At 56.9% G+C, this 13,232-nt stretch carries 12 protein-coding genes; 4 read left to right on the top strand and 8 right to left on the bottom strand.

Going from position 1 to position 13,232, the window contains the following annotated elements; translation table 11 throughout:
- Window positions 1-369: hypothetical protein (locus HQL52_03145; protein MBF0368431.1), on the bottom strand; the 369-nt coding region annotated here is incomplete at its 3' end.
- 401 nt (window positions 370-770) lie between these two features.
- Here HQL52_03145 and HQL52_03150 point away from each other — a divergent pair.
- Window positions 771-1,361: a hypothetical protein gene (locus HQL52_03150; GenBank protein MBF0368432.1), complete on the top strand. Its 591-nt coding sequence runs from the start codon at window positions 771-773 to the stop codon at window positions 1,359-1,361.
- 47 nt (window positions 1,362-1,408) lie between these two features.
- Window positions 1,409-3,019 carry a 4Fe-4S binding protein gene (locus HQL52_03155; protein ID MBF0368433.1) on the top strand — a complete coding sequence of 537 codons (1,611 nt, stop codon included), beginning with the start codon at window positions 1,409-1,411 and terminating at the stop codon, window positions 3,017-3,019.
- A gap of 294 nt (window positions 3,020-3,313) precedes the next feature.
- On the opposite strand, the gene HQL52_03160 is transcribed toward HQL52_03155, so the two are convergent.
- On the bottom strand, window positions 3,314-4,777 hold the full coding sequence (locus tag HQL52_03160; GenBank protein ID MBF0368434.1) for a putative sulfate exporter family transporter: 1,464 nt from the start codon (window positions 4,775-4,777) through the stop codon (window positions 3,314-3,316).
- A 354-nt stretch (window positions 4,778-5,131) separates the two neighbouring features.
- On the opposite strand from HQL52_03160, the gene HQL52_03165 reads away from it, so the two are divergent.
- Complete coding sequence (locus HQL52_03165) at window positions 5,132-5,356, top strand: DUF4160 domain-containing protein (GenBank protein MBF0368435.1); 225 nt, start codon at window positions 5,132-5,134, stop codon at window positions 5,354-5,356.
- Window positions 5,346-5,837 (top strand): DUF2442 domain-containing protein, encoded by a 492-nt coding sequence (locus tag HQL52_03170; protein ID MBF0368436.1) that lies wholly within the window; start codon window positions 5,346-5,348, stop codon window positions 5,835-5,837. The genes HQL52_03165 and HQL52_03170 overlap by 11 nt, the downstream gene beginning before the upstream one ends.
- A 21-nt stretch (window positions 5,838-5,858) precedes the next feature.
- Here the strand turns inward: HQL52_03170 and hemG are convergent, their stop codons facing one another.
- The 6 genes from hemG to HQL52_03200 are packed head-to-tail and all read right to left on the bottom strand — an operon-like array spanning window position 5,859 to window position 13,073.
- A complete protein-coding gene (gene hemG, locus HQL52_03175) occupies window positions 5,859-7,301 on the bottom strand; it encodes a protoporphyrinogen oxidase (GenBank protein MBF0368437.1) in 1,443 nt (480 codons plus the stop codon).
- Between the two features lie 59 nt (window positions 7,302-7,360).
- A complete protein-coding gene (locus HQL52_03180) occupies window positions 7,361-8,878 on the bottom strand; it encodes a c-type cytochrome (protein MBF0368438.1) in 1,518 nt (505 codons plus the stop codon).
- 16 nt (window positions 8,879-8,894) lie between these two features.
- A complete protein-coding gene (locus tag HQL52_03185; protein ID MBF0368439.1) occupies window positions 8,895-9,662 on the bottom strand; it encodes a cytochrome c in 768 nt (255 codons plus the stop codon).
- Between the two features lie 21 nt (window positions 9,663-9,683).
- Window positions 9,684-10,496, bottom strand: coding sequence for a c-type cytochrome (locus HQL52_03190; protein ID MBF0368440.1), 813 nt, complete (start codon window positions 10,494-10,496; stop codon window positions 9,684-9,686).
- A gap of 6 nt (window positions 10,497-10,502) precedes the next feature.
- Window positions 10,503-12,902, bottom strand: a complete 2,400-nt coding sequence (locus HQL52_03195; GenBank protein MBF0368441.1) for a cytochrome ubiquinol oxidase subunit I — start codon at window positions 12,900-12,902, stop codon at window positions 10,503-10,505.
- 33 nt (window positions 12,903-12,935) lie between these two features.
- The gene (locus HQL52_03200; protein ID MBF0368442.1) at window positions 12,936-13,073 is read right to left on the bottom strand and encodes a hypothetical protein; all 138 of its coding nucleotides are present in this window, start codon (window positions 13,071-13,073) and stop codon (window positions 12,936-12,938) included.
- Window positions 13,074-13,232 lie beyond the last annotated feature (159 nt).

The following is a 13,232-nucleotide window of genomic DNA, read 5'->3' on the forward strand; positions in this document are numbered from 1 at the left end:
AATCGTGGTGTAAGCCCCGGCCCCGGTGCGCTCCATCTGGCCATTGGCGGAAAAATCACCATCCATCACCGCCCCGGCACCCGCCACGTTGGTCGCATCGGTCACATCCGCTGCCGACTCGATGGTATCGAGTTTGAGACCATCTACCGAAGGATCCCGGCCATCCACCAGACCATCCTTCACCAACACCCCATCGATGGTCACACCGGTAGCCGGGGTGTTTTCAGCGATGGTATCGGTCGAAACAGAGGTAAAAGTGGGATTGGGAGAAACCCCAACGCTGTTACCACCCCCATCCACCAGGGTGTCAGCGTCTGGAAGGGGAACCAGTTGTCCATCCTGAACCACAACAACCACGCGATCTGCCATAACAGTACTCCAAACGAGAAGGTTTTTTGGAAAGTTCCCCAGGAGTATGGGGCAGGAAGTCTAATGGTTATAAAGATGAAGGGCGACAGCAGGAAAAAATGAGGACTGTTTTTGAAACGAAAGATTACCCGGGTTACCGGATAACGCCTTGAGCGTTCATAAAGAGAGCGAACCACTTGCTTTCCACTGGGTTGACCAGGATTTTGTAGTGGCTGTGTTCCCGTTTACCCTTTGGAATAGAGGGCTATCTGCTTTGCCCCTATTTTCGACCCAAGGCTCGCGGAGCTTGTGATCGGTGCGGCAACAGAGCGTGGCTTATGATAACATTCAATCGACCCTCCCCGGACGCTCCCAATGGAATAGCTGGGGTTTTAGCCTCTCTGCTGTTCAGGATGACGAACATGCCTGTCGCCAGACTGATCATCGCCCTCTGGGCCACCCTGTTTTTCTCGATGACACCAGCAGGGGCGCATCACATTTTGGGGCGCCCCTCCTACAGCCTGAACAGCGAACCCAACACCCCGCCATCGATGCAGCTGGAGACCCGGATCGGCGATTATCTGGTCACCCTCATGGCCTTTCCCGCCTTTCCCCAGGCGGGGGAGGAGAGCTGGGTCAAATTATCCGCCACCCACCTGGATCACGGCGAGCCGTTCCTGGGGAGAGTCATTTTTTCGATACGGGATGATCTGTTGTTGGGTGGACATTCAGAAAAGTTGGGGGAGCAGAGGCCAGTAGACGGCATTTACCGGCAAGGGGTGCTCCTTTCCCAAGAGGGAAATTATGTGGTGACCGCCCGGTTTGAGGACAACGGAGAACCCTATACCATCGAGATGCCCCTGCGTATCGGCCAGCCCTTGCAGAGCCTGCCCCTGCTCCTGGCTGGAGGGGGAATTGGCCTGATACTCCTGGCTCTCGCCTGGCGCAAACAACATCTCCGCAAAATCAGACAAAAAAAGATCGATCAGCCCCCCCAGGTGACCGATGCCTGAGTCTGGGGGGATCCTGATACGGACACACCCCCCTGGAGTCCCTTGGGATGCCTGAGCCACCCCCCTCGCCCACGGCCTCCATCCTCCCCGAGACCATTGCAACCCTCTGCCTGCCCGGTGGTGAAGAGGCGATGATCCATCCCGGCCTACCCTCAGAGTGGATCGCAGCGGCTGTGGTTGGCCTCCTGCTGATGGGATGGATGGCAGGGCGTGGCGATCCCCGTTCCAGCCCCAAAAACACCCCCGGGCCCTCTCTACACAAGGTGCCATTGGTGAGGGGGATGATCCGCTTTTTTTACCGCTCCCCCTGGCCGCTGGTCACTTTGAAGATTATTTTGGTGGCTCTGTTTTTGTTGGTTATTTTGAGCGGCTTGTGGGGCACACCGCTGCCCGAACGCAACCTGGCCACCACCCTCACCTGGACCATTTGGTGGAGCTTGGTGGTGGTCTCGGTGCTGTTTGTGGGGACGGCGTGGTGCTCGGTCTGCCCGTGGGACACCCTGGCAGGATGGCTGGTACGACAACGCCTGTGGCAACGGGATCCCGACCCGGCTGGTTTTGATCTGAAACTCCCCCGGATCATGCGCACGGTGTGGCCCGCTTTGGGGATGTTGATTGGGCTGACCTGGTTGGAGTTGGGGGCGGGCGTAACCACCTCCCCTGTCGCCACCGCCTCCCTGGCGCTCATCATGGTGGTGCTGGCCACCCTCTCTCTGGCTGTTTTTCAGCGCAAATCCTTCTGCCGCTATCTCTGTCCGGTGGGGCGGACATTGGGTTTTTATGCCCAGCTGGCTCCAGTGGAGCTGCGTCCCATCGAGCAAAAAAAGTGTGACGAATGCACCTCTCTCGCCTGTTATAACGGCTCCAAAACCATCGAGGCCTGCCCCACCTTTCTCACCATGGGACGCTTCAGCCAAAACACCTATTGCACCTCGTGTGGGGCGTGTCTGATGAGTTGCCCCGACCATAACATCTCCTGGCGTCTGCGCCCCATGGCCACCGAAGCCCGGCAGCATGCCCGACCCCATTGGGACGAGGCGTGGTTTATGCTGGGATTGTTGGCGCTGACCTCCTTTCACGGCGTCACCATGCTGCCCCAGTGGGAGTCAATCCTCCGGTGGCTGGCTCGATGGATAGGGGATTCGGGACAGCTGTTGATCAGCTTTAGCATCGGCATGGCAGTATGCCTGCTGGTTCCAGCGATACTCTACGGCTTGGTGGTGGCGGTGACCCGGCAGATATCCAAGGGGGTGGCTGGTGGATATCGTCGCCTGTTTGCCACCCTCTCGTTTGCCACCCTGCCGGTCGCCTTCAGCTATCACCTGGCCCACAATTTGAGCCATTTTTCCCGGGAAGGGCGGGGGTTTTGGGGGATTATTTTTAACCCCCTGGGGCGTGACACCCTCCCGATGACCATCTGGGAAAAACATCTGCGCATGCTGGATCCCATTATGCCGGTCTCGGTACTCCACGGTTTGCAGGTTGGGTTGATGGTTTTGGGCTTTGGGTTGGCGGTGCGGATTTTGCGCAGTCGGGGAGCGGGAGAGGCTGGTGAAGGTATTCGGGGCTGGGGGCTGCTGCCGATGTGGCTCTTTTTGGGGGGGGTGAGCGGGTTTAATCTGTGGCTGTTGGGGCAGGATATGGCGATGCGGTTGTGATGGGGTTTTAGTTACCTTTAAAGATTTTAAGTCAAAGTCGTGGGCTCTGCCCACACCCGGCAGGGAGATAATCTCCCTGCACCCGTATTAATAAAATCAACTGCTAAGGTTTGAATTTTTCACAGCTATCTTTGGAAATCTTGAAAATATCATGTATTTGGCACCAACCGGTGTTCGCTCTTACCGAGCCCAATCCGGAGGAGAGAATATTCAAACCCGGCAGCATCTTTTCCAGCGCCAACGCCTCCCCGACAAAATAGCGACATGTGGCACATTTGTCCCCACTGGAATCGGTCACATCTTGGACCAATAGTCGCCAAACACATGCACCGAGAGAATATAGCCGGCGATGACGTTGACAATGACGCCGATGGTAAAAGCGGTGAAAGATTGGGCGTTGACCGCTTTCAACTCCCGAAACCGGGTGGTGAGGCCAATGGAGAGGAAGCAAAAGATAAATGCCCAACCCCGAAAAGCACCGATAGGTGCCAACAGATTGGGTTTGACGGTGGCTTCAAATTCCGCCGTGGAATAACCGCTCGTCACCAGCGTCACCAGAATCGAAGCCGCAAAAAAACCCAAGACAAATTTAGGAAACCGCTTCCAAATCTCCCCCCCATCCAGCCGAGCCCCTTTACTGGGAGCATTCCAAACGGTGATGGCGATGAAAGCCCACACCAGGCTCCAGATCCCGATCCAGATATCCCGCCCGATCACCTTCATCAGGGTGAAGGATTTGATCGCCGCTTCCTCGTTACCCGCCATCTTGCCGTAGGAGCTGGCTGCTGCGAATCCAGCGGCATCGGCAAACTCCGAGGTACCAATCCACGCCCCGGCCACCCCTGGGGAGAGCCCCAAGGATTGGGAGATGAAGGGGAGCGCCACGATCATCACCAACGCCCACCCCACCACCAGGGTGACCGACGTGTAGAGGTGTTCCTTCTTGGCCCCCACCGCCGCCGCAATGGCCATGGAAGCCGAAACCCCGCACACCGATCCCCCGACACTCATCACCGCCGCCAACCTGCGATCCAGAGCAAACCAGCGGGTGGCGGTATAGTAGATGGTGAGACAACTCAACAGAGAAATAAAGGTTGCCTGACCAATCGCCACCGGCCCCGCCGTCAGCACCAGGGTGATGGGAAAGGTGGCCCCCAATAGCACGATGCCAAACTTGACGTAATATTCCACCCGACAAGCCGCGTGCATCCATTCCGGGAGCTGAAAGACGTTAGCCAGCACCAACCCCACAATCAGGGCAACCAGGGGGGGTTCCAGATTAAAATGGGCGGCGTTTTCCCAACCGCTTACCGAAAAAATGGCGATGGATAGAAGATAAAGAAACAGGAAGCTCGGGAAAAACCGACCAAACCCCAGCCCCATCACCCGGCAGGAGACCCCAAAGAGCAGAATCCAGACGATAAACTGGCGAAAATAGAGGTGGCCGTTCTCCCCAAAGTGGGCGAAAAGTTCCCCCAAATTTTGCCACTTGAGCCCCCCCGGATGGATCGCCAGGGCCTTGAGCAACGACCCCTCCCCGGAAAAGGTGGCCAGATCCACCACCACCAGCCCCAACCCCAACCAGATCGCCCACCAATCCTCTTTAAGGAAATAGTCGCTGATTTCAAGCTGTGGCGGTGCGTTGGCCAAAATCGGCGCACTGCCATCCCGAAGCGGCACCCGGGAAAGCCCAGTCGCCAGAGCCAGCCCACCCCACAGAATCGCCACCAGGGGAATCACCCCACGCAACAGCTCCATGGTGGGATACCACCAGGCAAACAAGCTCCACACCCCCAAAGCCAAAATCGAAATTCCCAGGAAAATACTGAACATCCACCCATTCCACAGAATGAAAAGCCGAAACCCGACAAAACACGATCACGTCACGCAAGATACTGAATTGTGCAACGAAACCCCAAAACACACCAGGGATTGGTCATCCATACACCACTTACCAGCCTGATCAACCCGAACCGGTTTCCATTTTCTCCTCAACGGCATGGGTGCTCAAAAACAGGCCATCTGGGTCGATATATGGAATTTTTTTCAGTATATTTCTTTATTAAAGGAACCATTTAGCTCATTCTATTCCCAAAAGGGGAGAGAGTGTGGATGACCACCATCAAAAAAATAGGCCGCCAAAACGTCAAAATCCACGTAGGTGATCACAATCCACCCCATGTCCATATTGTCGGCGGCCCAGTCTCCCTGATGGTCATTCTCACTCCTTTTGAAATAATCGGCATCGGTAGGAACGAGGCCTCTGAAGCGCTCAAGTGGGTCAAGACCAACAGAGAATACCTGCTTGCCAAGTGGGAGGAAATCAATGCCCAGTGAAAATTTAGACCCCCATATCGCCCTACACGCATCCCCCATGCGACTGACCTATGCCAAAGCGCTGGAGGGAGACCACTCCCTGGCGCTCTCCTGGGAAAACGGTGAGCGTGGGGTGATCCGGATGGGGGCATGGATCAAAGCCACCAAAGAGGTAGAGCCGCTTCTTGATCCAGAATTTTTCAGCAAATGCGCCATCATCGACGACGGCTGGTCCCTGGGATGGCCGGGGGATATTTCCATGGGTTGGGACCAGCTCTATATTTTGGCAGTTGAACAGCACGCATTAAGATCCCAATCGATGAGTGGCGATCAATTCCGCGCTTGGCTCAGTCGAAACGGGTTAAATCAAAACCGGGCCGCCCAACACCTCGGCATGACCTCAAAAAGCATCAATAACTATGCCATGGGACATACCAAAATACCCCGCACGGTACAGCTCGCCTGTCTGGCTATCGATGCGGGCTTGGTACCGATTTCCTGATGCAAGGAAAAGGGGGGAAAGTTAACGAATGGCCGAAGAGGAAGAGAGCGGCTGCACTTGGCGAAATTGGGATCCAGAGGATTTAAGCAGGGCAGCCACTCGATCCGCCACTTCAGAGCCTTGGGAGATGCAGGCTCGAACCGAGACGCCGTGGAGATAGTTGCCGGTGAGAAAAATACCAGGGAGGGATTTCAGGGATTCGTCGATCCCTTTGAGGAAGAGTTGGTGGCCGATGTCATAACGGGGAAGAGCGCGATCATGGCGGATCACCTGGGCAAGTGTAGGTTCCCCTTTGAGTCCGACCAGACGTTTGAGATCCTGCTGGCTGCGAGCAAGCAATTCTTCATCGGATCGATCCAACACCCCCGGATCCCGCGCGCCACCCATATAGTTCATAAAGAGCGCCTGCCCCTGGGGAGCCCGATGCGCAAAGAGGGTGGCAGGCCACAAGGATCCCACCACCTTGAACTCAGACTCCCGTTTCGGAATCAAGCAGCCGATGCCATCCAGGTCGTGGTCAATATTTTCCCGGGGGAAACCCAGATAGGTAACCGCCATGGGGGAGTAGGCCCGGCCAGAAAGAAGCAGGTGCAGGGAGCTGGAAAGGGATTGCAGCAAGCGTCCGGCATCCCCGGCAGGCGTCGCCACCACCACCGCATCCCCGTCAACGGTTTTGGACACCCCATCCTGAACATAAGAGACCGTCCAGCGGGTTCCCTGCCGCTCCACCCCGGCCACCCCACAACCGCTCTGAAATCCCTCGCCCAACTGTTGAGCCACCCGACCCGGCAGCGCAGCCATCCCCTCCTTGAAGGAAAAAACCCGCGCCTGGCAGGAAGAGGTCCGAATCCCCTTCACCTTGCGTACCATGGCCCCTTTCAGGATGGAGCCAAACTCATCCTCCAGTGCGCCAAACTGGATGAAGGTGGAACGCAAACAGGCCTGCTCCCCATCTCCAGCCAGAGTACCCGAAACATAAGGCTCAATCGCCCGCTCATACACCTCCCGACCAAATCGGCGGCTGATAAACTGCGCCACCGTCTCCCCTTCCCCACCCCCCCGGGGAATGAAAGGCTCCATCAGCAGGCGGAGCTTGGCTTTGAAGGAGAGCAGATTGGTGGTGAGAAATCCAGCCGGGGTAACCGGCACAGAGGTGGGCTTGCCATCCTTCACCAGATAGCGGCGCTTGGCGGCCTCCTGGCGAAAAACCATCTCGGAGGAGAGACCCAGGGTTTGGCAGAAAAAATCGACTTCAGGGAGAAAATTGAACACGCAGGTGGCCGCATGTTCCAGGAGAAACCCGGACTCTCTACGGCTTTGGATGAGCCCACCCGGACGGTGTGCCCGCTCCAGGACCACAACATCGATCCCTTTTTGCTTGAGCCAGAAGGCGGTGGTTAACCCGGACACCCCGCCGCCAATCACAATAACGCGATTGGCGTGCAGGGTGGTGGGGGTAATCACGGATAGATTCCTTGATCAGGAAACGTTTTGAGAAAAACAGGGCCGACTAAACGACAACATCAACCCTCAGACTTTTTGGACTGGGCACTCTTGAGCCACCACAACTCACCGGCACCAATCAACAGTGCCACCAGCAGAGCGACTATCAGAGGCTTGGAGCCCGATTTGGGTACCAGCAGCATCCAATACCAGGTGGACAAGGTGTGCTTGGAAGCGGTTTCGCTGTTGGATCCATCCCAGGCGGAAAAGGCGATGGGAATAAAGCGGCCCTTTTCGATCTGGAGATCGTTGGCATCGTCGGTCATCAGAGGCCGGGTCATCAGCACCCGCCAGGTACCATTGCTGTAGCTCCCCTTGGCGGTCAGGCCCACACCAGCGGCATCCCGGGGTTCCATATTACCGAACCCGGTGGCGTTGGCATATTGGACGGTTTCATGCGCCTCGGTGGTGCCACTCTTCCACATCCACAGGTTGACCGGGTTGCTGGGATCCCCCATGCCGAAGTAGGGCTTTTCCATCCCTTCCGGAATGGTAATCGGCAGCTGGACCGCGATGGCATCCTCAAAGAGTTCCTCATCGGCGATGGAGATAGCGGTCTCATCACCGGGTATGGATTTGGTACGGTCGTCCCACTCAAGGAGCATCGCCAGGTTTTCATCGTCAAACATCGCCCGCACCGAAACGGAATCGTTGCTGTGGGTAAAAAACCGCTCTTTGGCGATAATCTGGGGCAGCATGAAGAAGGTGTTGGGCTCGATGGCATCCCACCTGGGATCGTTGGTCTCGGTGGGAAGCTCACCCTCCACTCTGTTGACCTGAATCACGGTCTTATCAGCATTGGGCGCATGCCCGGTTGCTGTCAGGGAAGAGGCATAGTTGGCAACATGCCAGATCTCTTCGCTGGAAAGCTTTTTCTTACTGGCCGGATCGGCAAACGACGGCATCTGCGTGCCAGGAATACCGGTCACCACCCGGGTATAGATATCCTTGGGATCGGTGGATCCCCGGAAGGTCCAGGGCTTGGTGAGATTCCGGGGCCAGGTGCGCTCGCCGTTATCCCCTTTCAGCTTTTTGATGGCGTCCCCTTTGCCCTTCGTGCCATGACACTCGGCGCACAGATCAATAAAGATCTCCTTGCCCTTGGCGAGACTCTCGGGGGAGGATTGTACCTGCTTGCCGTAATCCACCTGGGTTTCCGGGGTCTCTTCTTCATACCCGGCAAAGGTTTTGATATAGGCCGTCAGATCCCACATATCCTGCTCGGAGACGATGTCGGACCAGCCGGGCATGTGGGTGCCGGGCATGCCGTCCTTGATCATCCGATAGATATCTTCATCGTTGGGGACCATGTCGTCGAGACCGGTGGTCTTGATCTTATACATGCCACCGGTAAAATCCCTGGGCGGCGGGTTCATTCTTTCCGCGCCGGGTCCATATCCATCCCCCTCTTCGCCGTGACACCATACACAGCGTTTGGCATAAACTTCAGCCCCGTTGTCGGCATTACCCGGTTTGGCGTTGGCCGGGCTGGCGATAAAGGCCCCGACAAAGACGGCCAGCAGTGTCCGTTTAATCATGTGCCTGGTCCCCATCTTATTCGTGACCCCAAGATCTGGGCTGTTGTCCGGTGTAGTCATACAGGAACAAAATCACCTTCCAAATTTCATCCTCGGTCAGGAAGTCCTGCCAGATCGGCATGGATGAAATCCAGGGAGCGGCCTCCTTGGGCAAGCCCGGGCCACCAGTGGCGATCCGCCAGAAAAGAAACGACTCCTGGAGCTGGGCGATGGTGCCCACATCCTGGAAGTTGAGCGGAACGGGATTGAGCGCAGGGGCATAAGGCCCTTTACCATCCAGCTTGTCTCCGTGGCAAAACTGGCAGTTTTGGATGTAGACCGCACCGCCTTCGTAGACCAGCTCCTTGAATTTTTCCGGATCCTCCTTTTCAAACTTGCGATAAGGATTTTCCAGAGTGGCCAGGTTGTAGCGCTTGCCATAGGCCTTGACGGCGCTGGGAGGAGCCGGATGGATGGAACGCAGCTCCACCGGAGCCTCAAAGCTGGGCAACATTTTGCCGTAAGCGTAGTAACCGGCGGCCAGTGGTACCAGCAGGAAGACGATGTAGCGCATCACCTTCTTGGAGGGATCCTCCACCAGGGCCACGATGGGGGCGACCAGTTCCCGGGTCCCCTCCTCGGTGAAGGTGTAGACAGTGAACACCCCGGCCACCACGAAAAACATATACATGGTGAGCAGACTTGCGGGGATCAGCTGGCCCAGTAGGACATCGAACACCAGGATAAAGCCGTAATAAATGCCGACAGTGACCAGTACGGCTTCCAGTAGCTTGGGTATCTTCATTGTATCGGTGCCTTCCCTTACCTATTTCAGACCGGCCAGGTAATCCACGAGCAGATCCAACTCCACGGCGTAGAGCTGCTCACCGTAATCCGGGGGCATCATGTCAGCCTCAAACCCTTCGGCCACATCGGCGTTGGGATCCATGATCGCCCGCCGGAGGTAAGCCTTGTCCACCTTGCCTCCAATTGCCCTGAGATCCGGACCCATGTCCCCTTCCCCATCAGCCACCAAGTGACACATGCCACACTGGAGCCCTTCGAGCACCTCTTCGGCACTGGTCCACACTTCACGGGTTTCGGCCTCTTCTTCCTCTTCTTCCTCGTCGGCGCTCATGTCGGGAATCTCAACGGTCACTTCCATGCCGTTGGAGTCCTGCATATAGGCGATCGTCGCGAGAATTTCAGGTTCGGAAAGGCCGATGGAGCCCCCGGAAACGTCGGGCATGGGGCTGACGGTATCGTTGGTACCCGCTTTGCCGAATCCCGCCACCACGTAGGCGGAAGGATCGACCAGGGATTCCATCAGATAGCCCTCTGCGTCGGAAGCTTCTCCGGCATAGCGGCTATCCGCCAGCCGCTCTCCGACAGCACTCCCCAATTTTTCCAACATGGGTGCGCGGCCCAACTCGTTATGGCAAAGCTTACAGGTACCCTTGCCGTTGACAGTTCGCTCACCCAGAGCAATAAAGCCGTCCATATCCATGGCCGTGAGGTCGATCTTTTCCTCTACCGGCGGGGGGGCCGGCGTGATCTGGGGAATTCCAAAATTGGAATACCCCCCAAACATACCGATGACGAACAGGCTGAAGGCCGCTACTTGCAGGAATATTTTCATGGTTCCCTAGGTCCTCCAGTAACCGGTGACGGGGGTCTTCCTGCCACTGACCGTAGCCAGCCAGAAGACAAAAATGACCATGGCCATAAAGATGATAGTGCCCACCGAAACCACGTTGGCGGCATATCCCAGGGTCGGCGTGAATGCGTCCGGCGAGTTATCCCGCATGATGTCCACCACATGCCAGTGCTGACGGATACCGGAGCGGATATACCCCATGAGACCCATGAGCCAGGTGAAGGAGACCGCGAGCAGGAAGAGGGCATATTGACTTCGTCCCGATACCCGACCCCATTTCAGCGGTGCCACCTCCTTGGCGCCTTTATACATGAAGCTGTCGATCACCCCGCTGGCCACCAGCACCACGAGGGTGGTCAGCACCTGGGGAATGGAGGCCGCCACCTTATAGACCGTGTTGGTGAAGTAGCCGTAGTAGATGCCCAGGATCAGAATATTGATGATACCGGCGGTAAAGAGGGCAAACTGGGCGGCATTACCCGCCTTGACCCATGACACCACCGGCGTCTTGTTGGCTCGGCGATAGACCAGGAACGACAGTGCTGTGAAGAGAATCATGATGTTCACAGCGGTGTTTTTGGCAGGCATGATGCCCAGCGGCCCCAGATATTTATGGTAGGGTCCACCCAAAGCCTGTAGTTCCTGATTGGTCAGCACCAATGTGTGCGGCGTAAACCAGACCAGGAAGGCCCCGACAATCACGGCAGCGAAATACTTGATATACTTGTTGTATCTCACCGCCCCATCGCTTCGTCCCATGCCACACCAGAGATAATAGTTGGCCGAGAGAAACAGCGTGCCGATCAACACCGCCTGGATGATGAAGAGCCAAGCAAAGACGCCACCCATCAGGGTGATACCCATCTGTTGGCTGTAGGCGTAGATTTCAGCCGTCAGATAGTAGCCCGCGAAGGGGAGCGGCAGCAGCGCGCTGATAGCGATAAAGTTGGCGGTATAGCCCATCCAGTCATAATGCGCCTTCTCCTCTTTGGTGCGGGAGGAGAGAAACTTGAAGGCGGCATAAGCCCCCACCACCGATCCACCGTAGGCCACATTGGCCACCACCCGGTGAAGGTTGATGGGATTCCAGAGGAAGTTGTGCATCGCAGCCCAGGTATCCCCGGAAAAGGTCCCGGAAGCATCCACCCCGGCCGGACTCATCATGAAGGTGAGCCAGGAGTTGGCGAGCAGCATCAGGACGGTACCGACGGCGTTCAGGAGCAGGCCCAGGGTGAGATGCACCCATTTTTTAAAGCCGCCCTGGAGCCATTTCCAGCCATAGTAGTAGATGTAAAGACAAGCGCTCTCAGCGAAAAAGAGCAGCGCATAGTAGAACATCGACTCCTTGAAGATGGTGGTCAGGTAGAGCATCAAATCGGGATAAAAGACCAGAAGGGAGAGGGTCAGAAAACCACCCAGAATCGCTGTCAGGGAGTAGGCTGTGATGGAGACCTTGATAAACTCATAGGCCATGTTGTCATAGCGCTGATCCCGGGTCTTCATGCCGATGGCTTCGATGATGAAGACAAAGATGGGCACGGCCAGAACAAAAGCGGCAAACCAGAGATGAAGCTGGGCCACCAGCCACACCACGACCCGGCCATTGACCCCGGCGATCTGGGGATAATCCTTGGCGGTGAGTTTGGGTGCCGGGCCGTAAAGGGGCTCTTCTTCCACCAGCTCCTCAGCAGCCTCTTCAGCCGGAGCAGCCTCTTCAGCGACAGCCTCCTCAGACTCAGCGGCCTCTTCCACATCGGCATCCGCTGCCACCTCTTCAGCTGAAGTATCCGGCTCAGCGTCGGCGACTTCCGCCACGGCCGCGATCACCTCTGGCGCCTCTTCAGCCACAGGAGCCGCATCAGCTGCCGTCTCGGCGGCCTCAACAGCCGCTTCCACCGTAGCGGAGATCTCAGAAGCAGCCTCTTCGACAGCCGTTACCGCCGTTTCCTGTACGGTTTCGACCGCCGCAACAGGCTCGGCCACCAACGCAGCGGGCGCCTCAATCACACCCGCCACCTCGGGAACCGCCGGTATGGCCACCGGGGCATCCGGGAGAGCTGCTTCGACAGCTTCGGTCACCGCAGTAGCCGGAGCTGATTCGACAGCGTCCTTGGCGGCAGCCAGGGGATCAGCCATCACCGGCATGGCCAAAATTTCAGCCGGTAGACCCGGATCCTCAGCCACGGCTGTGGCTGATGTATCAGCGGTTGCCAGGGGATCGGCCATCACCGGCATGGCCAAAATTTCAGCCGGTAGACCCGGATCCTCACCGGAGTCCGCCCGGGCCAGGGAACCGCCCCATGCCGTCGGACCAAAATTGATGATCATGAGGGCCAGGACCCAAACCCCGATCACCCATCCTGCTTTTGCGGAAAAACGCGGCCTCATTGTCGCTCCTATCAAGCCCATCCGAGGGGTCCTTTATTGGTGAAAGAACAGGGAGATGCCCTGAAGATTCATCATGAGCAGGTCCAAAAGAAAAAAGGCGACGCCAAAAACACCCAGCCCCGCACCATAGGGAATAAGAAATTCCTTGTACCGTTCAATAATCGCTTTCACGGCCCGACTCTCCCACACTCAAAGGAACCAGATAAAAAACAGGATCACCCCAATCAGGACCGTGGTGAAAAGAGCCGGTCCGGCCAAGGGGTATTTGTCAATTCCCGTAGGTTGGTCACTCATTTGTCTCTCCCCCTCCCCACTTGAGGGGAGGTCAGG

This window comes from Magnetococcales bacterium (assembly GCA_015232395.1).
Taxonomy (GTDB): Bacteria; Pseudomonadota; Magnetococcia; order Magnetococcales; family JADFZT01; genus JADFZT01.